At 68.6% G+C, this 23133-nt stretch carries 24 protein-coding genes; 19 read left to right on the top strand and 5 right to left on the bottom strand.

Annotated elements, in window-relative coordinates:
- Positions 1-91: 91 nt before the first annotated feature.
- Positions 92-661 carry a hypothetical protein gene (locus AB0436_RS30170; protein ID WP_366471116.1) on the bottom strand — a complete coding sequence of 190 codons (570 nt, stop codon included), beginning with the start codon at positions 659-661 and terminating at the stop codon, positions 92-94.
- 116 nt (positions 662-777) lie between these two features.
- Between AB0436_RS30170 and hemL the strand changes: the two genes are divergently transcribed.
- From hemL to AB0436_RS30130, 8 genes are all read left to right on the top strand, one after another.
- A complete protein-coding gene (hemL, locus tag AB0436_RS30165) occupies positions 778-2100 on the top strand; it encodes a glutamate-1-semialdehyde 2,1-aminomutase (RefSeq protein ID WP_366471111.1) in 1323 nt (440 codons plus the stop codon).
- Positions 2097-2822 carry a histidine phosphatase family protein gene (locus tag AB0436_RS30160; protein ID WP_366471110.1) on the top strand — a complete coding sequence of 242 codons (726 nt, stop codon included), beginning with the start codon at positions 2097-2099 and terminating at the stop codon, positions 2820-2822. The genes hemL and AB0436_RS30160 overlap by 4 nt, the downstream gene beginning before the upstream one ends.
- Positions 2823-2925: 103 nt before the next feature.
- Positions 2926-4173 (top strand): hypothetical protein, encoded by a 1248-nt coding sequence (locus AB0436_RS30155; protein WP_366471109.1) that lies wholly within the window; start codon positions 2926-2928, stop codon positions 4171-4173.
- 67 nt (positions 4174-4240) lie between these two features.
- On the top strand, positions 4241-4858 hold the full coding sequence (locus tag AB0436_RS30150; RefSeq protein WP_366471108.1) for a TlpA disulfide reductase family protein: 618 nt from the start codon (positions 4241-4243) through the stop codon (positions 4856-4858).
- Positions 4859-4871: 13 nt separating this feature from the next.
- A complete protein-coding gene (locus AB0436_RS30145) occupies positions 4872-5636 on the top strand; it encodes a cytochrome c biogenesis protein CcdA (RefSeq protein ID WP_366471115.1) in 765 nt (254 codons plus the stop codon).
- Positions 5637-7358: a cytochrome c biogenesis protein ResB gene (locus tag AB0436_RS30140; protein ID WP_366471107.1), complete on the top strand. Its 1722-nt coding sequence runs from the start codon at positions 5637-5639 to the stop codon at positions 7356-7358.
- The gene (gene ccsB, locus AB0436_RS30135) at positions 7355-8437 is read left to right on the top strand and encodes a c-type cytochrome biogenesis protein CcsB (RefSeq protein ID WP_366471106.1); all 1083 of its coding nucleotides are present in this window, start codon (positions 7355-7357) and stop codon (positions 8435-8437) included. The genes AB0436_RS30140 and ccsB overlap by 4 nt, the downstream gene beginning before the upstream one ends.
- A 111-nt stretch (positions 8438-8548) precedes the next feature.
- Entirely contained in the window at positions 8549-9058 is a 510-nt protein-coding gene (locus tag AB0436_RS30130; protein ID WP_366471105.1) for a hypothetical protein, read from the top strand.
- A 26-nt stretch (positions 9059-9084) separates the two neighbouring features.
- Here AB0436_RS30130 and AB0436_RS30125 read toward each other — a convergent pair whose 3' ends face one another.
- Positions 9085-9573: a nucleoside deaminase gene (locus tag AB0436_RS30125; protein ID WP_366471104.1), complete on the bottom strand. Its 489-nt coding sequence runs from the start codon at positions 9571-9573 to the stop codon at positions 9085-9087.
- Positions 9573-9959 carry a PLD nuclease N-terminal domain-containing protein gene (locus AB0436_RS30120; protein WP_366471103.1) on the bottom strand — a complete coding sequence of 129 codons (387 nt, stop codon included), beginning with the start codon at positions 9957-9959 and terminating at the stop codon, positions 9573-9575. Before AB0436_RS30120 ends, AB0436_RS30125 begins: the two co-directional genes overlap by 1 nt.
- Before the next feature lie 120 nt (positions 9960-10079).
- On the opposite strand from AB0436_RS30120, the gene AB0436_RS30115 reads away from it, so the two are divergent.
- The 3 genes from AB0436_RS30115 to AB0436_RS30105 all read left to right on the top strand — a co-directional run bounded on the left by AB0436_RS30115 (position 10080) and on the right by AB0436_RS30105 (position 13236).
- A complete protein-coding gene (locus tag AB0436_RS30115; RefSeq protein WP_366471102.1) occupies positions 10080-11540 on the top strand; it encodes a menaquinone biosynthesis decarboxylase in 1461 nt (486 codons plus the stop codon).
- Complete coding sequence (gene mqnP, locus AB0436_RS30110; RefSeq protein WP_366471101.1) at positions 11537-12460, top strand: menaquinone biosynthesis prenyltransferase MqnP; 924 nt, start codon at positions 11537-11539, stop codon at positions 12458-12460. The genes AB0436_RS30115 and mqnP overlap by 4 nt, the downstream gene beginning before the upstream one ends.
- Before the next feature lie 83 nt (positions 12461-12543).
- The gene (locus AB0436_RS30105; RefSeq protein WP_366471100.1) at positions 12544-13236 is read left to right on the top strand and encodes a UbiX family flavin prenyltransferase; all 693 of its coding nucleotides are present in this window, start codon (positions 12544-12546) and stop codon (positions 13234-13236) included.
- A 13-nt stretch (positions 13237-13249) separates the two neighbouring features.
- On the opposite strand, the gene AB0436_RS30100 is transcribed toward AB0436_RS30105, so the two are convergent.
- Positions 13250-13372, bottom strand: coding sequence for a hypothetical protein (locus AB0436_RS30100; protein ID WP_366471099.1), 123 nt, complete (start codon positions 13370-13372; stop codon positions 13250-13252).
- A 105-nt stretch (positions 13373-13477) separates the two neighbouring features.
- Between AB0436_RS30100 and AB0436_RS30095 the strand changes: the two genes are divergently transcribed.
- The 6 genes from AB0436_RS30095 (at position 13478) to AB0436_RS30070 (ending at position 19095) form a co-directional block, all read left to right on the top strand.
- The gene (locus tag AB0436_RS30095; protein WP_365851897.1) at positions 13478-13933 is read left to right on the top strand and encodes an Lrp/AsnC family transcriptional regulator; all 456 of its coding nucleotides are present in this window, start codon (positions 13478-13480) and stop codon (positions 13931-13933) included.
- Positions 13934-14009: 76 nt separating this feature from the next.
- A complete protein-coding gene (gene mqnE / locus AB0436_RS30090; RefSeq protein WP_365851896.1) occupies positions 14010-15206 on the top strand; it encodes an aminofutalosine synthase MqnE in 1197 nt (398 codons plus the stop codon).
- A 101-nt stretch (positions 15207-15307) separates the two neighbouring features.
- Positions 15308-15832, top strand: coding sequence for a GNAT family N-acetyltransferase (locus AB0436_RS30085; RefSeq protein ID WP_366471098.1), 525 nt, complete (start codon positions 15308-15310; stop codon positions 15830-15832).
- A 73-nt stretch (positions 15833-15905) separates the two neighbouring features.
- Positions 15906-16205, top strand: a complete 300-nt coding sequence (locus AB0436_RS30080) for a DUF4229 domain-containing protein (protein WP_366471097.1) — start codon at positions 15906-15908, stop codon at positions 16203-16205.
- Between the two features lie 155 nt (positions 16206-16360).
- Entirely contained in the window at positions 16361-16984 is a 624-nt protein-coding gene (locus AB0436_RS30075) for a TetR/AcrR family transcriptional regulator (protein ID WP_366471113.1), read from the top strand.
- A gap of 227 nt (positions 16985-17211) precedes the next feature.
- The gene (locus AB0436_RS30070; RefSeq protein ID WP_366471096.1) at positions 17212-19095 is read left to right on the top strand and encodes a long-chain fatty acid--CoA ligase; all 1884 of its coding nucleotides are present in this window, start codon (positions 17212-17214) and stop codon (positions 19093-19095) included.
- A gap of 157 nt (positions 19096-19252) precedes the next feature.
- Here AB0436_RS30070 and AB0436_RS30065 read toward each other — a convergent pair whose 3' ends face one another.
- Complete coding sequence (locus tag AB0436_RS30065; protein ID WP_003967102.1) at positions 19253-19456, bottom strand: cold-shock protein; 204 nt, start codon at positions 19454-19456, stop codon at positions 19253-19255.
- 412 nt (positions 19457-19868) lie between these two features.
- Here AB0436_RS30065 and AB0436_RS30060 point away from each other — a divergent pair, with 412 nt between their 5' ends.
- Complete coding sequence (locus tag AB0436_RS30060; RefSeq protein WP_366471112.1) at positions 19869-20681, top strand: menaquinone biosynthesis protein; 813 nt, start codon at positions 19869-19871, stop codon at positions 20679-20681.
- A gap of 104 nt (positions 20682-20785) precedes the next feature.
- Entirely contained in the window at positions 20786-23050 is a 2265-nt protein-coding gene (locus AB0436_RS30055; protein ID WP_366471095.1) for a serine/threonine-protein kinase, read from the top strand.
- The last annotated feature ends 83 nt before the right edge of the window (positions 23051-23133 follow it).

Here is a 23133-nt window from a genome sequence, read left to right as displayed (position 1 = left end):
CCCCCCGCTGAGCAACAGTGACCGACAACGGCGGAATCTTCGGACCCGGACGACTCATGCCCAACCAACGACGAATCTTCGACTCAGGTCACTAGGGCCACACCAGGCAGTACGCCTGATGGCCCGCGTCGTGCAGCCGATGGCTGAAGTCCTGCCACTCGTGCAGCAACTGGTACGCGTTGAACGCGTCCCGCGGCCCGCCGCGGTCCGGGACCGTCGACCAGATGAAGGCCGCCGCGCCCACCGATTCCTCGCCGACGCCGCGGAGCGGGTCCACGACCGTCATCGGGAGTTTGACCACCGCGTAATCGGGGTGCAGCACGACCAGTTCGAGTGGCGGGACTTTGCCCAGCGGTATGCCCTGGATGCCGGTGAGGACCATGGCGGCCATCGTCTCCGGCTTTATTTTCGTGAACATGCCACCCATGCCGAGCTCATCACCGCCCAGCTCCTCCGGGCGCATGGTGATGGGCACGCGCGCCGCTGTGGCTCCATCGGGCGCGCCGAAGTACTTGTAGGTCACCCCCACAAGTCCACCGCTGCCACTGCTTCTGTTCCCTGCTTGAGCCCGCGCCTCAGCCTCTCGTCGGTGTTTGCCCCTTCGGGCAGGCTCGGGACCCAGGTCGTCGGTCCCCTCGCCCAGTCCGCCACCGCGATGCATATCTCCACCCGACCACTCGCGGCCCCCGCCGCGCAACCCGATCATCGTGTCAGAGACCTCCCCCACGGATGTGCGGTGAAACACCTGTCCGCAATACCGTCTGTGCCTCTGACACCATGGCTTGTGTGAGCTATCCGTACGAATATGAAGCCCCAGTTTCGCAGACGCTCTTCGACCGTGCGTCCCTTGTGACACCCGGCGGGGTGAACTCGCCGGTCCGTGCCTTCCGGGCGGTGGGCGGTACGCCCCGGTTCATGGTGTCTGGTTCCGGCCCCTATCTGACCGACGCCGATGGACGTGAGTACGTCGACCTCGTGTGCTCATGGGGGCCGATGATTCTCGGCCACTCCCATCCCGAGGTGATCGCGGCGGTGCAGGCCGCGGTCGCGCGCGGTACGTCCTTCGGTACGCCGGGTGAGGGCGAGGTCGCCCTGGCCGAGGAGATCGTCGCCCGGGTGGAGCCGGTCGAGCAGGTGCGCCTGGTGTCCTCGGGCACCGAGGCGACCATGTCGGCGATCCGGCTGGCCCGTGGTTTCACCGGCCGGGCAAAGGTCGTGAAGTTCGCCGGCTGCTATCACGGTCATGTGGACGCCCTGCTGGCCGCCGCCGGTTCCGGGGTGGCGACCTTCGGGCTCCCCGACACGCCCGGTGTGACGGGCGCCCAGGCCGGCGACACGATCGTGCTGCCCTACAACGATCTGGAAGCGGTGCGTCAGGCCTTCCTGGCCAACCCGGGCGAGATCGCCTGCGTGATCACCGAGGCCTCGCCGGGCAACATGGGCGTGGTGCCCCCGGGCGAGGGTTTCAACGCCGGGCTCAAGGAGCTCTGTGCCACGCACGGCGCGCTGTACATCTCCGACGAGGTGATGACCGGGTTCCGTACCTCGAAGGCCGGCTGGTACGGCGTCGACGGGGTCCGCCCCGACCTGATGACCTTCGGCAAGGTCATGGGCGGCGGGTTCCCGGCCGCCGCGTTCGGCGGCCGCGCGGACGTGATGGCGCATCTGGCCCCGGCGGGCCCGGTCTACCAGGCGGGCACGCTCTCCGGTAACCCGGTCGCCACCGCCGCCGGGCTCGCGCAGCTGAGGCTGCTCGACGACGCGGCGTACGACAAGGTCAACGCCGTCTCCAAGGAGATCCAGGGGCTCGTCTCCGCGGCGCTGAGCAAGGAAGGCGTGGCGCACCGCATCCAGACGGCGAGCAGCATGTTCTCGGTCTTCTTCAGTGACCGCGACGTCCGTGACTACGAGGACGCCAAGGCGCAGGACGCCTTCCGGTTCACCCCGTTCTTCCACTCGATGCTGGCGCAGGGTGTCTACCTGCCGCCGTCGGCCTTCGAGTCCTGGTTCGTTTCCACCACGCACGACGAGCGGGCGGTCGAGCGCATCGCCGCCGCCCTCCCCGCCGCCGCCCGAGCAGCCGCCGAGGTGTCCGCATGAACGACAGCAGCACCAGCACCACCGGAAGCAACAGAGGTGACGCCGACGGTGAGGAGATCACCGTCGTCCATCTGATGCGCCACGGCGAGGTGCACAACCCGGACGGTCTGCTGTACGGGCGCAAGCCGGGTTATCACCTGTCGGAGCTGGGCCGGAAGATGGCCGACCGGGTGGCCGAGCACCTCGCGAGCCGCGACATCACCCATGTCGTCGCTTCGCCGCTGGAGCGCGCTCAGGAGACCGCGGCCCCGGTCGCCACGTCGCACGGTCTGGACATCGCCACCGACGCGCGGCTGATCGAGGCGGCGAACATCTTCGAGGGGAAGACCTTCGGGGTCGGTGACGGCGCCTTGAGCAAGCCGGCCAACTGGAAGCACCTCACCAATCCGTTCCGCCCGTCCTGGGGTGAGCCGTACATCGATCAGGTCGTACGGATGATGGGCGCCCTGAGTGCCGCGCGCGATGCGGCGCGTGGGCACGAAGCGGTCTGCGTCAGCCATCAGCTGCCCATCTGGACCGTGCGGAGCTATGTCGAGCGGCGGCGGCTCTGGCACGACCCGCGCAAACGGCAGTGCACGCTCGCCTCGCTGACGAGCTTTACGTATCAGGGCGACCGCATCGTTTCGGTCGGTTACTCGGAACCGGCGAGGGACCTGGTGCCGTCCCATCTTCTGGCGGGGGCAAAGCCCTCCAAAGGGAAAGCCAAATCCTTCGGTGCCTAGGGTGAAATTTCGTGGCGGTTAGCGGGCAACCATCACATTAATCCCATCATCTGACTAGTTGTTCGCTTGTATGGGCGGTAGTCGATGGATGGTGGGTGGCGCTATGCACAACATGAGCCGGAGGGGTTTGCTGGGACTGGGGGCAGGAGCCGCGGCCGCGGCAGGACTGGCGGCCTGCGGCTCAGGGCCCGGCGGCTCGGGGCCCGCCCACCGGGCGAAGGACAAGGGCAACCTCGGGGCGGGCGCAGGCCCCGACAAGTCCACGCCGGTCCGGCTCATCGGCGACGGGTCGACCGCCGACACCGGACCGCAGCCGCACCAGCCGGCCGAGCCGGTACGGCTGGAGCCGGGTGAGACCCCTCCGCAGTTCGTGATCTTCTCCTGGGACGGTGCGGGCGAGGTCGGCAACGGACTCTTCCCCCGGTTCCTGCAGCTCGCCAAGGAACACAACGCGGGAATGACCTTCTTCCTCTCCGGCCTCTACCTGCTGCCCGAGTCGAAGAAGGCGCTCTACCACCCGCCGAACAACCGCGTCGGTGCCTCGGCCATCGGATACCTCAGCGACGAGCACATCAAGGCGACGATGAAGTACACCCGGCAGGCCTGGCTCGACGGCCACGAGATCGGGACCCACTTCAACGGGCACTTCTGCGGCACCACGTCCGGATCGGTCGCGCACTGGACCCCCGCGGACTGGCAGAGCGAGATCGACCAGGCGATTTCCTTCGTCACCGAATGGCGCACCAACACCGGCTGGCATGACGAGGACCCGCTGCCCTTCGACTACCGCAAGGAACTGGCGGGCAGCCGCACCCCTTGTCTGCTCGGCCAGGACAATCTGTTGCCGACCGCGCGCAAGCTCGGCTGGCGGTACGACGCGAGCTCACCCGGTGGACGGCAGGTCTGGCCGGTCAAGCGCGGCGGACTGTGGGACCTGCCGCTCCAGCAGATCCCTTTTCCCGGGCACAAGTTCGAAGTCCTCTCGATGGACTACAACATGCTGGCCAACCAGTCGAAGAATTCGACGAAGGGCATGACCTCGCATTACGCCTATTGGCGTCAGCAGGCGGCAGCCTCGTATTACGCCGGGTTCCAGCGGGCCTACGAGTCCAATCGCGCGCCGATGTACATCGGAAACCACTTCGAGGAATGGAACGGCGGAATCTACATGGATGCCGTCGAAGAAGCGCTGAAGAAGATCGCCGGACGCCCCGATGTGAGGCTGGTCTCGTTCAAGCAGTTCTGCGACTGGCTCGACGTCCAGGATCCGGCGGTGCTCGACAAGCTGCGCGCACTCGATGTCGGTGAGAGCCCCGCCGGCGGTTGGAACGGTTTCCTTAAGGCCGCTTGACAACGGGCGTTCCGGGCAGAGAGGGGGGTGGCCAAGATCTGCGGATCGGCCATGCGAAACTTTTCACATGGCTCTTACCCGCCCCCTCCGCTCCAGCACCCGGCTCCGCCGCACCGTCCAGCTGGGCGCCGCTGCCGCTGCCTGCGCGGTCGCCCTGTCGGCCTGCGGGTCCGGGACCAAGGTGAGCAGTTCGAAGGACGCCCACTATGTGACGAGCAGCAGTGGGATCGTCACGGCGGCGAAGACCGGTCGACAGGATGCTCCCGATCTGTCCGGCACCACCGTCGACGGCAAAAAGCTCGACGTCGGGGCAGCCGACAAGGGCAAGATCGTGGTGGTCAATGTCTGGGGCTCCTGGTGCCCGCCCTGCCGCGACGAAACGGCCCATCTGGTGAAGGTCGCCAAGCAGCTCAAAGCCAAGGGCGTGGAATTCGTCGGGATCAACACCCGGGACACCACAGGCAACGCCAAGGCTTTCGAGACCGGCCACGACATGCCGTACCCGAGTCTTTTCGATCCGTCCGGAAAGCTCATCCTGCGCTTCCCCAAGGGCAGCCTGAGTCCTCAGTCGATTCCTTCCACGGTCGTCATCGACCGCGAGGGGAAGATCGCAGCGCGGAAGTCCGGCGGGGTCGACGAGGAGACGCTGCACAAGATGATCGACCCGTTGCTCGCGGAGAAGTGATCCCGTGCTCGCAATTGCCGCCGAGGCGGCCGGTTCCGGCATAGAGGGAACAGTGACGAACGGGGCGCTGCTCCTGGCGTTGCCGCTCGCCCTGCTCGCCGGGCTCGTCTCTTTCTTCTCGCCGTGCGTGCTTCCGCTGGTTCCCGGCTATCTGAGTTACGTCACGGGAGTCAGCGGTTCCGACCTGGCACAGGCCAGACGCGGGCGTATGGCCGTCGGCGCGACGCTCTTCGTCCTCGGCTTCACCGCCGTGTTCGTCTCCGGCGGCGCGCTCTTCGGCTATTTCGGCAACACGCTCCAGGAGTACCGGGACACTCTCAGCAAGGTGCTCGGCGTCCTGATGGTCCTGCTCGGGCTGTTCTTCATGGGGCTGATGCCCTGGCTGACCCAGCGCGAGTTCCGGATGCACAAGCGGCCGGTGACCGGACTGGCCGGCGCTCCGCTGCTCGGCGCGCTCTTCGGCATCGGCTGGACTCCCTGCCTGGGACCGACGCTCTCGTCGGTGAGTCTTCTCGCCGCCGACCAGGGCACGGCCGGCCGCGGGGCCATACTGACCGTCGCCTACTGCCTCGGCCTCGGGGTGCCGTTCGTGCTGGCGGCGGTGGCCTTCCGTAAGGCGCTCGGTGCCTTCGGCTGGGTCAAGAAGCACTACGCCTGGGTGATGCGGATCGGCGGAATCATGATGATCGTGACCGGAGTTCTGCTGGTGACGGGCGCCTGGGACCACATCATCCAGCAGATGCAGGGCTGGTCAAGCGGCTTCACGGTGGGGATCTGAATGAGCAAGACCGAAACGACGGCCGCCGCCAACGAAGCCGCCGCGAACGCCGAGAACGCCGAGAACGAGGCCGACCTCGGCGCCGCCGGATCCCAGCTGTCCACCGCGCCCAAGGAGGAGTCGGCGGCCGGCCTCCCCGCCATGGGTGTGATCGGCTGGATCCGCTGGTTCTGGCGCCAGCTGACCTCGATGCGGGTCGCACTGCTGCTGCTCCTGCTGCTGTCCCTCGGCGCCATCCCCGGCTCGCTGATCCCGCAGACCAGCAAGGACCAGGTCAAGGTCGACGAGTTCAAGGCCGCGCACCATGTGATCGCGCCGATCTACGAGAAGCTGGGCATGTTCCATGTCTTCAGCTCGGTGTGGTTCTCGGCGATCTACATCCTGCTTTTCATCTCCCTCATCGGCTGCATCGTGCCCCGCACCTGGCAGTTCGTCGGCCAGCTGCGCGGCCGCCCGCCGGCCGCGCCCAAGCGGCTGACCCGGCTGCCCGCGTACACCACCTGGCGTACGGACTCGGAGCCGGAGGCCGTACGGGAGGCCGCGCTGGCGATGCTGAAGAAGCGCCGCTTCCGCGCGCACCGCGAAGGTGACGCGGTCGCGTCCGAGAAGGGCTTCCTGCGCGAGACCGGAAACCTGCTCTTCCACATCGCGCTGATCGTGCTGCTGGTCTCCTTCGCCGGCGGGCAGCTGTGGAAGTCGGACGGCGGCAAGCTGATCGTCGACGGCGACGGTTTCTCCAACACGCTCACCCAGTACGACGACTTCACCCCCGGCACGCTCTTCAACTCCAACGACCTGGCCCCGTTCAGTTTCACCCTGAACAAGTTCGTCGGGACATACGAGCACAGCGGCCCCAACCGCGGTACGCCGCGCAAGTACGAAGCACAGGTGACGTACTCCGAGGGCCCCGACGGCAAGGAGAAGAAGGCCGTCATCAAGGTCAACGAGCCGCTCGAGGTCGACGGTTCGAAGGTCTATCTGATCTCGCACGGCTACGCCCCCATCGTTTCCGTCAAGGACGGGCGCGGCAAGGAGGTCTACCGCGACGCGGTGCCGATGCTGCCGATCGACTCCAACGCGACGTCGACCGGTGCGATCAAGGTCATGGACGGCTACCGGAACGCCAAGGGCAAGCAGGAGCAGCTCGGCTTCAACGCGCTGTTCGTCCCGACCTTCGCCGGCAAGGGCAAGGGCACCATGTTCTCGACCTACCCGGGCCTGGACTACCCGGTGATGGCCGTGTCCGGTCTGCACGGCGACCTCGGGGTGGACTCCGGGCTGCCGCAGAGCGTGTATCAGCTCGACACGAAGCACATGACCCAGTTCACGACCAGCTCCGGCAAGAAGCTCGCGAAGCTGCTGCTGCCCGGCGAGACGATGAAGCTGCCGGACGGCGCGGGCTCCATCCAGTTCGTGGGCGTCAAGCAGTGGGCCAGCTTCCAGATCTCGCATCAGCCGGGCAACGGCTTCGCGCTGGCCGGCGCACTGACGGCCATCGCGGGTCTCGCCGGATCGCTGTTCATCCAGCGCCGCCGCGTCTGGGTCAGGGCCGTACGGGGAGAGGACGGCGTCACCGTCGTCGAGATGGCCGGCCTCGGACGGAGCGAGTCCGCGAAGCTCCCCGAGGAACTGGCCGACCTGGCCGCAACGCTCCATTCAGTGGCGCCGTCGGCGCCTGATTCCGCAGCAACCGCAGAAACTGCCGAAGGGGCCGAGAAGTGAATCTCGCCGCCGGAACCAATGAGAACCTGGCGCACATCAGCAATGTGCTCGTCTATTCGTCGATGGCCGTCTACACGCTGGCCTTCTTCGCGCACATCGCGGAGTGGACCTTCGGCGGGCGCAGCAAGGTCGGCCGCACCGCGGCCGCGCTGACGACCGCGTCCGCCGCGACGACCGCACCGGTCGTCCAGGTCAAGAAGCAGGGCGGGGGCACCGACGTACTCGACCGGCCGAAGATCGTCACCCGGTCGGCGGTCGGATCCCGTGACGTGCCGGACGGTCCGGGCGCGGCCGGCGGTACCGAGAAGGGCGACCTGTACGGGCGGATGGCGATCTCGCTCACCGTCCTGGGTTTCCTGGTCGAGGCCGGCGGTGTGGTCGCCCGTGCCGCATCGGTGCAGCGGGCCCCCTGGGGCAACATGTACGAGTTCTCGCTGACCTTCTCCACGGTCGTGGTCGCCGCGTACCTGATCCTGCTGGTCCTGAAGAAGAACATCCGCTGGCTGGGGCTCGCCCTGGTCACCACGGTCCTGCTGGACCTCGGTCTCGCCACCACGGTGCTCTACACCAAGAGCGACCAGCTGGTCCCGGCCCTGCATTCGTACTGGCTGTGGATCCACGTCTCCACGGCGATCATCTGCGGCGCGATGTTCTACATGGGCGCGGTCGGCACGCTGCTGTATCTCCTGCGGGACAGCTACGAGGCGAAGGTGGCGCGCGGCGAGCAGCCCGGCGCGTTCGCCGAGTCGGTGCTCTCCCGGCTGCCTTCGGCGGCCTCGCTCGACAAGTTCTCGTACCGGGTCAACGCCGCGGTCTTCCCGCTCTGGACGTTCACCATCATCGCGGGTGCGATCTGGGCGGGCGAGGCCTGGGGGAGTTACTGGGGCTGGGACCCCAAGGAGACCTGGTCGTTCATCACCTGGGTCGTGTACGCCTGCTACCTGCACGCCCGGGCGACCGCCGGCTGGAAGGGCCGGAAGGCCGCTTACCTGGCGCTCTTCGCCTTCGGCTGCTGGATCTGGAACTACTACGGCGTCAACATCTTCATCACCGGCAAGCACTCCTACGCCGGCGTCTGACCCGTCCGACACCGGCCCGCAGGTCGTGCGGAAGAGGCCGGTTTCCCGACACACCTCGGGAAACCGGCCTCTTCCGGTGCGGAACCGGGCCTGCCGGGCCAGGCTGATGACATGACCAAGGCGATCGCGCACGGCACGAGTTCCAGCCATGGGGACACCCGGGTCCTGCGCTTCGCCCTGTATCTGCCGTACGGGGTGCAGAAGGTGTGGGGCGCGGTGGCCACCCCGGTGGGGCTTCCCGGGTGGCTCGCTGCGGCGGACGTCTTCGAGTCACGGCTCGGCGGCCGGGTCACGCTGCGCTGGCTCCAGGAGTCCACGGTCGCCGCGGGGACCGTCACCGCCTGGGACGTGGAGCACGTCGCCGAGTACACGCTCGCCATGTACGGGCGCATCCGGTTCCACCTGGAGTCGGTCGGGCGCCGGGCGAGCGTGCTGCGCTTCACCAACGAGTTCACCGGGCCCGACGGGCTGCGCCTCGACCGGCTGGCCGGCTGGCATCAGCACTTCGAGTTCCTGCACGACGCGCTCGCAGGCCGGCCCAAGGACTGGTCGGCCCAGGATCCGGAGCACTGGCGGAAACTGCGCGACGGCTACCGGTCGGTGTGCACCGAGCACGACTGACCAGGCCTTTCCCCTCCGACGGGCCCTCAGTCGACGCCGATGTCCTCGTTCCACAGCTCGGGGTTCCGGGCCACGAAACCGCGCATCAGGTCCGCGCACTCCGCGTCCTCCAGCAGCACGACCCGCACCCCGTGCTCGGCCAGCCACTCGTGCCCGCCGCGGAACGTCGCCGCCTCGCCGACGATCACCCGGGAGATCCCGAACTGCCGCACCAGACCGCTGCAGTACCAGCAGGGCGACAGGGTGGTGACCATGGTGGTGCCCCGGTACGACCGCTGCCGGCCGGCCGCGCGGAACGCCGCGGTCTCCGCGTGCATCGAAGGGTCGTCGTCCTGGACACGCCGGTTGCGCCCGCGGCCGAGCAGCTCGCCTGCCGCCCCGTACAGCGCGGCGCCGATCGGGATGCCGCCCTCCGCGAGCCCGGCGCGCGCCTCGGCGACCGCGGTGGCCAGCCACCGCTCGACGAGGGAGGGGTCGAGGGCGGGTTCGGCTGCGCCGTCGAGTGCACGGTCCATCAGATCTCGCCCTCGCTCTCCCGGCGCCGCAGCTCGTCCTCACGGCGACGCAGGTCCGCCTCCCAGTCCTTCAGCATGGACTCGTCCTTCCTGGCCTCTTCCTTCAGCGACCTGAGGAACTCGGGATTGTCGTCCGGAGCGGTCCAGGTCGTCCGCTGGTTGCGGTGCCACTCGGAGGGCGTCGATCCTGCCACGGGACCGCGCCGGTTCCGGCCGGCCACCAGCCAGGCGATCGGACCGACGAGCACTTCGCCGAAGAGCAGGATGATGATGACCCACACCACCTTGGGAAGACCGCGGACTTCTTCCTCGGGGGTGTTGAGGCAGTCGATGAACGCGTAGATCCACAGCGCCAGGACCAGCAGAAACGGCAGATACCTGAGCATGATCGAAGATTCCCCCCGGGAATGGTGAAGGGACGCGCGGACGCCCCGATGACGGGCACAGGGTAGCGGTCCGCGCAGGTGCCGGTCTGTCGTCGCCGCGGGGATGACAGACTGGACGGCATGGCTTACGACGATCTTCGCTCGCTGCTCAGGGCGCTGGAGCGCGACGGCGACCTCAAGCGCGTCAAGGCAGAAGTCGACCCCTACCTGGAGGTCGGGGAGATCGTCGACCGCGTCAACAAGGCCGGCGGGCCCGCGCTGCTCTTCGAAAACGTCAAGGGGTCCTCGATGCCCCTGGCGATGAACGTCTTCGGTACCGACCGCCGGCTGCTCAAGGCACTCGGCCTGAAGTCGTACGACGAGATCAGCGACCGGATCGGCGGGCTGCTCCGCCCCGAGCTGCCGCAGGGCTTCGTCGGCGTACGGGAGGCCTTCGGCAAGCTGGGCTCGATGGTTCACGTACCTCCGAAGAAGGTGAAGTCCGACGACGCGCCCGTCCAGCAGGTCGTCCTCACCGGTGACGACGTGGACCTGGACCGGCTCCCGGCGCTGTTCACCTGGCCCGAGGACGGCGGCTCCTTCTTCAACCTGGGGCTCACGCACACCAAGCACCCCGAGACCGGCATCCGCAATCTCGGCCTGTACCGCCTCCAGCGCCACGACAAGCGCACCATCGGGATGCACTGGCAGATCCACAAGGACAGCCGCAACCACTACGCGGTGGCCGCCAGGAAGGGCGAGCGGCTGCCGGTCGCGATCGCTTTCGGCGCGCCCCCGGCCGTGACGTACGCCTCCACCGCCCCGCTCCCCGAGGACATCGACGAGTACCTCTTCGCCGGCTTCGTGCAGGGCCGGCGGATCGAGATGGTGGACTGCAGGACGGTCCCGCTGCAGGTCCCGGCGAACGCCGAAGTCGTCATCGAGGGGTGGCTCGAGCCGGGCAGGACCCTCCCCGAGGGACCGTTCGGCGACCACACGGGCTTCTACACCCCGCAGGAGGAGTTCCCCGCGCTCACCGTCGACTGCATCACGATGCGCGAGCGCCCGCTGCTCCAGTCGATCGTCGTCGGCCGCCCCCCGACCGAGGACGGGCCGCTGGGCAGAGCGACCGAGCGCTTCTTCCTGCCCCTGCTCAAGATCATCATCCCGGACATCGTGGACTACCACCTCCCCGAGTCCGGCGGCTTCCACAACTGCGCCATCGTCTCGATCGACAAGAAGTACCCGAAGCACGCCCAGAAGGTGGTGCACGCCGTCTGGGGCGCCCACATGATGTCGCTGACCAAGCTGATCGTGGTGGTGGACGCCGACTGCGACGTGCACGATCTGCACGAGGTCTCCTGGCGAGCCCTCGGCAATACGGACTACGCCCGCGACCTCACCGTCGTCGAGGGCCCCGTCGACCACCTCGACCATGCCTCCTACCAGCAGTTCTGGGGTGGCAAGGCGGGGATCGACGCCACCAGGAAATGGCCCGAGGAGGGCTATACGCGGGACGGCGGCTGGCCGCAGATGGTTGAGTCGGACCCGCGGACGGCGGCGAAGGTCGACCGCCGTTGGAAGGAGTACGGGCTTTCGTGAGCGCCGATTCAGCAACCCACGATCTCTTCGGGCCCGAGCCCGCACCGCCGGGCCGGATCAAGGCTTTTCTGCGGCTGGTGATGATCGAGCACTCGGTCTTCGCGCTGCCCTTCGCGTACATCGCCGCGCTGACCGCGATGTACCGGCTCGACGGCAACATCCACTGGGGGCGGCTGCTGCTCGTCACCATCGCGATGGTCGGGCTGCGCACCTTCGCGATGGCCTGCAACCGCATCATCGACCGCGAGATCGACGCCCGGAACCCGCGCACCGCCACCCGCGAACTGGTCACCGGAGCGGTCTCGGTGCGGTCGGCGTGGACCGGTGCGCTGGTCGCGGTGGTCGTCTTCCTGGCCGCCGCGGCCGCGCTGAACATGCTCTGTCTCGCGCTGGCCCCGCTCGCGGTGATCCCGATGGTGGTCTATCCGTACGGGAAGCGGTTCACCAACTTCCCGCACGCCATCCTCGGCCTCGCCCAGGCGATCGGCCCGGTCGGCGCGTGGATCGCGATCACCGGCGCCTGGTCGTGGGACGCGGTGATCCTCGGCCTCGCGGTCGGCATCTGGATCGGCGGCTTCGACCTGATCTTCGGCTGCCAGGACGTCCAGGCGGACCGGGCGCACGGCGTGCTCTCCGTACCGGCCCGCTTCGGCATCCCGGCGGCCCTGTACGGGGCCCGCGCCTGCCACGCGGTGACGACGGCGCTGCTGGTCTGGTACGCCATCGCCACGGACGCGGGAACGTTTTTCTGGATCGGCCTGGTCATCGTCGCGGTGGCCTTCGTCTACGAGCACAACGTGGTGAAGCCGCACGACCTGTCCCGGCTGAACCGGGCGTTCTTCTCGGTCAACGGCTTCATCGGGATCGCCCTCTTCGTGTGCGCCCTGCTCGATCTGCTGGTGCGTGGTCTGACCGTGTGAGTACGTTCGGCCCGGCACCTCCCGTGGACCCCGGGCGCACCTGACTCCGTGCCGGTTCCGGGGTGCCGGATAGGCTCGGGCACGTGGAGCACGGACACGTACACAGTCAGCGGCCTCGGCGGCCCTGGATCGTCGGAGTCTCCGGGGCGTCCGGTACGCCGTACGCCGCGTCGGTGCTGCGCGGGCTGCTGGACGCGGGCGAGGACGTGGACCTCGTGGTGAGCAGGGCGGCACGGCTCACCCTCCTCGACGAAACGGGGATCGCCTACCGGGACGCGCACTGGCAGCAGGATCTGCGGGCCTGGCTGGCCAGGGGCGCGGACGGCAAGCCGGAGACCTTCGCGGTCGACACCGAGCGGGTGCGGCACTGGCCTGCCGGGGATCTCGCCGCCGGCCCCTCGTCGGGCTCGTATCCGGTCAAGGGGATGCTGATCGTGCCGGCGTCGACGGCCTGTGTGGCCGGGGTCGCGCTGGGGTTGTCGAAGGATCTGCTGCAGCGGGTGGCGAGCGTGACGCTCAAGGAGCGTCGCCGGCTGGTGGTCGCGGTGCGGGAAACCCCGTTGAACGGCCAGACGTTGAAGCACCTGGTGAGCCTGGACGAGGCGGGCGCCGTGGTGCTGCCCGCCTCTCCGGCGTTCTACGCGGGGGCGACGCACATCCAGGATCTGGTGGACTTCGTCGCCGGGCGGGTGCTGGACGCGGCAGGGGTGCCGCATCAGCTGTACCGCCGGTGGAAGGGGGAGCTCGGTGGGTCCCGTGCGTCCCGTGCCGATTAGCCGCCGCTGCCGGTCAGCGCTTCTTGGCGTGGCGCCTGCTGCGGCGCTCGGCGGGGGCGGGCCGGTGGTCACGCGAACGGTTGGCCAGGTCCTGCAGCTCGCGCATGCGGGCGTAGGCCATCTCGATCGTGTACACGGTGAAAATCACTCCTGAAGAAAGATTCGCAGGGTGTTTCCCCTGCACGCCTTAGATTCTACACTTAGACTCGCGCTATTGCTGAATAATGGAAGGCTCATCCCTATGGACGCGGTGGACAGGCAGCTCATCCAGGCGCTGAGAGAGAACGGCCGGGCCTCCTACGCCGAACTCGGCAGGCTCGTGGGGCTCTCCGGGCCCAGCGTCACCGACCGCATCAACCGGCTCGAGTCAGCCGGCGTCATCACGGGTTACCGCGCGACCGTCGACGCGAAGTCGCTCGGTCTCGGGGTGACGGCCCTCATCGGCATCTCGCTCTCGGACGCCGCCGACCATGAGGACGTGGCGCACCGGCTGAAGGACCTCGCGGAGATCGAGGACGCGTGGTTCATCGCGGGCGACGACTCGTACATGCTCAAGGTGCGGGTCGACGACGTGGACGGCCTGGAGCGCACGATCCGGCGACTCAGCGGCACCAAGGGCGTGTCGCGGACCCGGACCACCATCGTGCTCTCGACCAAGTGGGAGAACCGGGTGGGCGAGCTGCCGGAGCAGGACTGACGCATGGTCGTCCAGGGGGTCCCGGGCCCGGGGCCGCCGGGGCGGCGTACGGTTGGCTGGGTTTGTACGTACTGAAATGGGAGGCGGCCGCCACATGACTGCATCTGTCGACGATGTCGGCTTCAAGCGCGAGCTGGAGCAGAAGGTCAGGGCCGGCGAGCGGCTGAGCCGCGAGGACGGGGTCGCCCTCTATGCGACCGACGACCTGGCCTGGCTCGGCGGTCTCGCCCATGAGGTGCGCACCCGCATGAACGGCGATGTCGTCCACTTCAACGTCAACCGCCACCTCAACATGACCAATGTGTGCACCGCCTCGTGCGCCTACTGCTCGTTCCAGCGCAAGCCGGGCGAGAAGGACGCGTACACCATGCGCATCGAGGAGGCCGTCCGTCTCGCCAAGGCGATGGAGGGCGAGAACCTCACCGAGCTGCACATCGTCAACGGCCTGCACCCGACGCTCCCGTGGCGCTACTACCCCCGCTCGCTCAGCGCGCTCAAAGAGGCCCTCCCGCAGGTCGCCCTGAAGGCCTTCACCGCCACCGAGATCCACCACTTCGAGACGATCTCCGGGCTCTCCGCGTCCGAGATCCTCGACGAGCTGATCGAGGCCGGCCTGGAGTCGCTGACCGGCGGCGGCGCCGAGATCTTCGACTGGGAGGTCCGGCAGCACATCGTCGACCACGCCACCCACTGGGAGGACTGGTCGCGCATCCACCGCCTCGCGCACCAGAAGGGTCTGAAGACCCCGTGCACGATGCTCTACGGGCACATCGAGGAGCCGCGCCACCGTGTGGACCACGTGCTCCGGCTGCGCGAGCTGCAGGACGAGACCGGCGGTTTCCAGGTCTTCATCCCGCTGCGTTACCAGCACGACTTCGAGGACATGAAGGACGGCAAGATCCGTAACCGCCTTCAGGCCCGCACGACGATGGCGAGCGGCGTCGACGCGCTGAAGACCTTCGCGGTCTCCCGGCTGCTCTTCGACAACGTCCCGCACGTCAAGGTCTTCTGGCCGATGCACGGTGTGCAGACCTCGCAGCTCGCCCTGCAGCACGGCGCCGACGACATGGACGGCTCGGTCGTCGAGTACAAGATCACGCATGACGCGGACAACTTCGGCACGCCGAACAAGCTCGGCCGCGAGGACCTCCTCGAGCTGATCCGCGACTCGGGCTTCCGCCCGGTCGAGCGCAACACGCACTACGAGATCGTCCGCGAATTCGAGGGACCGGACCCGGACCGCCGCGAGGCGCCGCAGCTGATGCGGTTCTGAGCCGCCCCCTGTGATCCTGATCGTGCTCCGGACCCTGATCGTGGTCCTGTGACGAAGCCCCGGTTGACGCCGGGGCTTCGCCGCTTCCTACGCTGGTTCGCATGAGCCTCACGTTTCAGCTGGACCCGCGGATGGACCCGGAGCTGCGGGACGGTGTCGTCGCGCTCTGGACGGACGTGACGAACGCCGGCGGAGCCGTCGGCTTCGTACCACCCGTCACCGCCGACGACGTACGCCCCGAACTGATCAAGCACCTGGCGTCGATCGCCGAGGGCCGTACCCGCCTGCTGGTCGGACGCGACGCGGACGGCCGGGTCGCGGCAACCGCCTTCCTGATGTTCAACACCCACCGCCTGATGCGGCACTGGCTCTGGCTCTACACGGTGATGGTCCGCCCGTCCCGCCAGGGCCGGGGCGACGGCCGCCGGCTGATGGCCGCGGCCGCCGACGCGGCCCGCTCCATCGACGGTATCGAGGCGATCCGGCTCACCTGTCGCGGTGGCACCGGCGCCGACCGGTTCTACGCCTCCTGCGGTTACAAGGAGATGGGCCGGGTGCCGGACGCGATCCGGGTCGCCCCTGGTGACGACCGGGACGACATCACGATGTTCCTCCCGCTGACCTGATCACAACTCGGGCGTGCTTCACTTGTCGGGCAGGGTCGGATATGCCATACGTACGAAGAGAAAGGCCTCAGCCGTGTCTGTAGCCAAGCCCGGCGCCACGATTCGTTACACCGCGATGCGGATCGGCATCTTCATGGGGTCCCTGGTCTTCGTCGCGCTGCTCATCCACTTCGGTGTGCTGCCCAAGGGGCTCGGCGGGTCCAACGGCGTCTGGACCATCCTGCTCGCCCTGGTGGTCTCCGCACCGCTCAGCTTCGTACTGCTGCGCAACCAGCGGGACGAGATGTCCGCGCAGCTGATCAACAGGGTCGACAACGCGAAGGCGAAGCTGGAGGCGAGCCGCACCCAGGAGGACGGCGTCGCCGCCGAGTAGGCCCCGCAAACCCCCCCATCGCTCACTTCACGCCACCCTCCCCGACTCCGGGCGAACGGGCCGGGCCGGAGCCGTACTCTCGTCCCGACGAGAACGACCGACCGGCGTAAGGAGCCTCCCAGGTGGGTGCAGTCAAGGCAGCCAAGGGCAAACGGATGCCCCGTGCCGTACGTGAGCGGCAGATGCTCGACGCCGCCGTGCGGAGCTTCGGGCAGCAGGGCTACCGGGCCGCCTCGATGGACGAGATCGCCGAACTGGCGGGCGTGTCCAAGCCCCTGGTCTATCTCTATCTGAACTCCAAGGAAGAGCTCTTCTCCGCCTGCATCCGGCGCGAGGCCCGGTCGCTGGTCGACGCGGTACAGAGCGGAGTCCGACCGGGTGTTGCCGCCGACCGGCAACTGTGGCTCGGGCTGCGGGCGTTCTTCGAGCACACCGCGCAGCATCCGGACGGCTGGAGCATCCTGCACCACCAGGCTCGCATGCACGGTGAGCCGTTCGCCGCCGAAGTCTGCGTCCTGCGCGAGGAGATCGTGAAGTTCGTGACCGGCCTGATCGGAGAGGCCGCCCGCGAGGCCCACCGCGATCCGGCCCTCCCCGACGGCGATGTGGCCGGACTCGCCCAGGCGCTGGTGGGCGCCGCCGAGTCGCTCGCCGGCTGGGCCAACGAGAACCCCGGCGTCTCGGCGAAGGAGGCCGCGGCAACCCTGATGAACTTCGCCTGGTCGGGGCTGGACAACCTGATGCAGGGCGTGCGGTGGGCGCCTTCACCGCGGCCGTGAGACGGCCCCGGTCGCGGAGGGTGACCACGTGGAGTTCCGGCTTCCCGGGCGGGCAGGGAGTTGAGGGCCCGCCCGTTCGGTCGGGAAACGGCCGGGTGCTGTGGTGGTGACGTGCAGACAGCGATCGCGGCCATTGTCGGGGCTCTCGCGGCGTCGTAGATTACTGCTGAGTAAGGTCGCTCGTGGGGTCACGGGCCGACCGCGCAGCACGACATGAGGAGCCGCAAGTGACCGTGTCGGCGCAGCAGGTGGAACCGGACAAGCGGTGGGTCGATGGCAGGGTGCGGCAGGTGTCCGTGCCGCCGCTGGTCCGGCCCGTCGAGCACGGATCGCTGGCCGACATCCCTTTCGACAACGCGTACCAGGCACCCGACGACGCGGTGCTCAGCAGGAAGCGCCCGGACGGCAGCTGGTACGACGTCTCCGCCCTGGAGTTCGCCGTCGAGGTGCAGGCCGTCGCCAAGGGGCTGATCGCTGAGGGACTGCGGCCCGGCGAACGGGTCGCGATCATGGCCCGCACCAGCTACGAGTGGACGCTGCTGGACTTCGCCGCCTGGGCGGCCGGTCTGATCACCGTGCCCGTCTACCCCACGTCGTCCGCCTTCCAGACCCGGTGGATCCTGCAGGACTCGGGCGCGGCCGCCTGCGTCGTGGAGAACAAGGAGCAGGCCCGGCTGGTCAGCGCCGAGCGCCGTCAGCTGCCGGGGCTCACCCACCTCTGGGAGTTCGACACGGGCGCGGTCGGCGTACTGAAGGAGGCCGGCCGCGACCTACCGGATCAGGCGGTCGCCGACCGGCGGGCCGGTGTCTCGCCGGCCATGACCGCGACGCTCATCTACACCTCGGGCACCACCGGCCGTCCCAAAGGCTGCGTCCTCACCCATGGCAACTTCTTCGCCGAGGTGGACAACGCGATCGAGCTGCTGCACCCGGTCTTCAGATCGGTGAGCGAGGACCCGGCGGCCACCCTGCTCTTCCTGCCGCTGTCCCACGTGTTCGGCCGGATGGTCGCGATCGGCTGCCTGCGGGCCCGCGTCCGTCTCGGCCACGCGCCCAGCATCGCCACCGACGACCTGCTGGCCGATCTGGCCGGCTTCCGGCCGACCTTCCTGCTGGCCATCCCGTACGTCCTCGAGAAGGTGTACAACACCGGTCGCGCGACCGCCGAGAAGATGGGCCGGGCGTCGTCCTTCGACCGCGCCGCGAAGATCGCCCAGCGGTACGGCGAGGCCCTGGAAGCGGTCGAGCACGGCACCGGGCCAGGTCCCGGAAAGGGTCTGCGGATGGCCCGTGCGCTGTACGACCCGCTGGTCTACCGGCGGATCCGAGCGGCCCTCGGCGGCAGGGTGAAGTACGCGATCTGCGGCGGCTCCCCGCTCGGCCACCGGCTCGCGGCCTTCTACGCCGGGGCCGGCATCGAGATCTTCGAGGGATACGGCCTCACCGAGACCACCGCGGCCGCGACCGTCACGCCCCCGCTGAAACCGCGGCTCGGCACGGTCGGCTGGCCGCTCCCGGGCACCGCGGTCCGGATCGCGGACGACGGGGAGGTGCTGCTCAGCGGCGGCCATGTGTTCAGCGGCTACTGGGACATGCAGCGGTGCGAGGCGATCTGGCAGGAGCCCGACCAGTGGTTCGCCACCGGCGACATCGGCGCGCTGGACGAGGACGGCTACCTCACCATCACCGGCCGCAAGAAGGACCTGATCATCACATCCGCCGGCAAGAACGTCGCGCCGGCGCCCCTGGAGGACTGGCTGCGGGCGCATCCGCTGGTCGGCCAGTGCATGGTGATCGGCGACAACCGGCCGTACATCACGGCGCTGATCACCCTGGAACCCGACGGACTCGGGCACTGGCTCCGGATGCGGAAGAAGGCCGGGCTACGGCTGTCGGAAGTGGTCGCGGACGAGGAACTGCGGGCCGCGTTGCAGCGGGCCGTGGACGAGGCGAACCGGCTGGTGTCCCGGTCCGAGGCCATCCGGAGGTTCACCGTCCTGCCGACCGAGTTCACCGAGGCGAGCGGGCATCTGACGCCGTCGCTGAAGCTGAAGCGAGCGGCCGTCCTGAAGGACTTCGCACAGGAGATCGAGGCGCTGTACGCCCGGTAGCCACCGCCCACCGGTGCCTGCGCCGCCCGGGCGGCGCAGGCACCGGGACGGACACAGGCAGGAGCCCGCTCCGTACGAAAAACGTACGGAGCGGGCTCCTTGGGTGGTGCTATTCCCGACCGCGATCCGATCGGCCCAGGCTGTGCCCCTGACGGGACTAGGCCGGGGTGACGTTCTCCGCCTGCGGACCCTTCGGGCCCTGCGTGACGTCGAAGTTCACGACCTGGTTCTCCTCGAGAGAGCGGAAGCCAGACGCGTTGATCGCGGAGTAGTGGACGAAGACATCCGGGCCGCCGCCGTCCTGGGCGATGAAGCCGAAGCCCTTTTCAGCGTTGAACCACTTGACGGTTCCGGTAGCCATAAGCCCTCCTTGGGCCAAAGGGTTGCCCTGCTCCAGAACCTGCTAAGAAGTCTGAAAACTACGAGAGCCTGCGGGTCACATGCTCCGCAGGCTCTGTACTGCAAGGGAAACCAAACTGCAACTTGCGAGCGAGCCTAGCACGCACCATCGCGGCTGCGGTAGAGGTGAAGATCACTTCACCCGGACGTTTGTGACCGGCCCTTCAGCCGGCCCGTCAGCAGTCCCTCAACCGGCGCGTCAAGCTGACGGCCGCCCCTGCGTACCGTGTCGCCCACGGCGGGTCTAGCCTCACGATGTGGACAATTCATACGCCGAAAATTCCGCCGCCCGCACCGCCGGGAACGCCTCCGGAAACACCGCCCGCACCGCCGCCGAAGCCGACCACCGTCGCAGCCGGCCCCGGGTCGGACACATCCAGTTCCTGAACTGTCTGCCCCTTTACTGGGGGCTGGCCCGCACCGGAACGCTGCTCGACCTCGAGCTCACCAAGGACACCCCCGAGAAGCTCAGCGAACAGCTGATCCGCGGCGAACTCGACATCGCGCCCGTCACCCTCGTCGAGTTCCTGAAGAACGCCGACGATCTGGTCGCCTTCCCCGATCTCGCGGTCGGCTGCGACGGGCCCGTCATGTCCTGCGTGATCGTCTCCAAGAAGCCGCTCGACCAGCTCGACGGGGCACGGGTGGCGCTCGGCTCCACGTCCAGGACCTCCGTACGCCTCGCCCAGCTGCTGCTCGCCGAGCGGCACGGCGTCGCCCCCGATTACTACCAGTGCCCGCCCGACCTCCGGGTGATGATGCTGGAGGCCGACGCCGCCGTACTGATCGGGGACGCCGCGCTCCGGGCGAACCTGCACGACGCTCCGAAGCTCGGTCTGGAGGTGCACGACCTGGGACAGATGTGGAAGGAGTGGACCGGGCTGCCGTTCGTCTTCGCGGTGTGGGCGGCCCGCAAGGACTACGCCGCCCGCGAGCCAGGCGTCGTCAAGGCGGTGCACGAGGCGTTCCTCTCCTCCCGCGACGTGTCGCTGGAAGAGGTCGCCAAGGTCGCCGAGCAGGCCTCGCACTGGGAGGTCTTCGACGCGCAGCTGCTGGAGCGCTACTTCACCACGCTGGACTTCCGCTTCGGCGAGGACCAGCTCGAAGGCGTACGCGAGTTCGCCCGCCGGGTCGGCGCCACCACGGGCTTCCCCGCCGATGTGAACGTCGAACTGCTCGCCCCCTGAAGGGAGCTGCGCCGGGCAATTCTCTACTGTGGCCTGAGCAACGTGTATGCATCGGCACACACGCATGCTCGCGTCAGCAAATAACCAGTGGGGGATTGCCTGTTATGGACCCGTTGCAGCCGGATGATCCGCAAAGCCTGGGAAACTACCGGCTGCTGGGCCAGCTCGGGGTCGGCGGCATGGGCCGGGTCTACCTGGCACGCTCGCCCGGTGGACGGACCGTCGCGGTGAAGGTGGTCCGTCAGGACCTCGCCGCCGACCAGGCGTTCCGGCAGCGATTCCGGCATGAGGTGGAGATAGCCCGGGCCGTCTCCGGCCGCTACACCGCTCCCGTGGTCGACGCCGACCCGGACGCCCAGCTGCCCTGGCTGGCCACGGCGTACGTCCTCGGTCCCGACCTCACCGACGTCGTCGCGGCGCACGGCGCGCTGCCCGAACACACGGTGCGGGCGCTCGGCGCGGGACTGGCCGCGGCTCTGCAGGAGATCCACGGGGCCGGTCTGATACACCGCGACCTCAAGCCGTCCAACGTGCTGCTCGCGGCCGACGGCCCACGCGTCATCGACTTCGGCATCGCTCGGGCCGTCGACGGAAGCCGTATGACGCAGACCGGAGTTGTGGTCGGTTCGCCCGGCTACATGCCACCCGAGCAGGCGCTCGGCCGGGACGTCGGAGTGGCGGGCGACGTCTTCTCGCTCGGCGCGGTCCTGGCCTTCGCCGCCACCGGCCGCAACGTCTTCGGCGACGCGGCCGCCCCGGCGGCCCTGCTCTATCAGGTGGTCCACGCAGAGCCGGACCTCACCGGCACCCCCAAGATGCTGACTGGCCTGATCCGCGCCTGTCTGGCCAAGAACCCGGCGCACCGGCCGGCCCCGGCGGAGATCCTCCAGTCGCTGGCCCCCGGCGGCACCGCCGCCATCCTCGCCGACTGGCTTCCCTCGGCCGTTTCCTCGACCATCGCCACGCACGCCTCCCGCATCCTGGACCTGGAAACCCCGGCGGGCGGCAACCTCCCGGTACAGCAGCCCGTACAGCAGAGCGCGGTGCCCGCACCGGGTAGCGGTGCCACCCCGGCCCCTCCCGCAGCCACGGCCCCACAGGGCTTCGGCCCGGTCCCGACAGTCCTGAGCGCGCCGGGCGCCGCCACCGTGCCCGCGGCTGCGTCCCGCCGTCGGTTCCTCGGCATCGCGGCGGGCGGTGTCGCCGGTGTCGGGCTGCTGGGCGGCGGGACGGCATGGATGCTCGGCACCCGCGGCGGCACGGACGACAAGGCCCGGCAGCAGGCAGGGACCGGCGCGGCCAGTGACGGCGGCGACACCTTCACCCCCCCGCCACCCGGCACAGCGCCGCAGGTGCTCTGGCACACCCCGGTCCCGGTGGACACCATCAGCCCCGACCAGCGGCTCCTGGTCCACGACGGTGCGCTCCTGATCAGCGGCGACCCGTTGATCGCGTACAACGCCAGGACCGGCAAACCGGTCTGGACCCGGCCCGGCGTGGCCCCGGCGGGCTCACCGCTGGCGGCCGCGGACGGCAAGCTCTTCCTGCTCAGCACGGAGTACGACGGGGACGTCATCGGCCTCGACCTGAAAACCGGCAAAGAGGCCTGGCGCAGCCGGCTGGGCGAGGCGATGACGGCGTCGGCCGTCATCGCCGCCGACGACAGGCACGTCTACGTGGTGGCTTCCGTCGACGACGGGAAAATCCGCGACGGGCTCACCGCGGTGGCCGCCATCAGCCACCGGACCGGCAAGGTGATCTGGAAGCAGACCCGCGACGCGGGGACCGACGACTACGACGTCATGGGCACCGCCGTGGCGAACCGGCTCGTCTACACCGACTCGAACTACAACCTCACCGTGCGCGAGACGGGGAAGGGGCGCCAGCTCTGGACCCGGAAGATCGGTAACGATCTGGAGTGGACCCCCGAGGTACACGGCGGGTCGGTCTTCGTCCCGGGAGCCACACTGCTCGCGGTCGACGTCGATTCCGGCCACGACCGCTGGAAGCTGCCGTCCAACGGCCGTCGCGGCTTCAAGGAGCCGAGAGTCGTCGACAACGTGCTCTACGCGGCCGACTACGAACAGGGCGTCTGGGCCGTCGACCCCAAGAGCGGCAAGAAGGTGTGGCTCTGCGAAGAGCCCGGCGCGCGCAGAGCCCCGACGGAGTACGTCCGCTTCGGGCAGACCCTCTACGGAGCGTCGTACGACGACGAGGGCGGGATCGTCGCGCTCGACCTGAAGACGGGCAAGTCCCGCTGGACCTACAACGACAACAAGGGCACGGAAGAGCAGTGGCACATCGCCGTCTCGGGACAGCGGCTACTGGCCACCCACGGTGGCGAGATCTACGCTCTTCCCGCTTCCTAATGCTGTTGTCAAGCAGTCATAGTCACTGGAGGTGCGACTTGATAGCACCGTCGGTCACGGATCAAGGCCCACAGAACGTTGAC

The organism is Streptomyces sp. NPDC051322 (assembly GCF_040689485.1).
In the GTDB taxonomy this organism is placed as follows: Bacteria; Actinomycetota; Actinomycetes; order Streptomycetales; family Streptomycetaceae; genus Streptomyces.
Note: the sequence above shows the minus strand (reverse complement) of the source record. Positions and strands in the feature narration are given on the sequence as shown.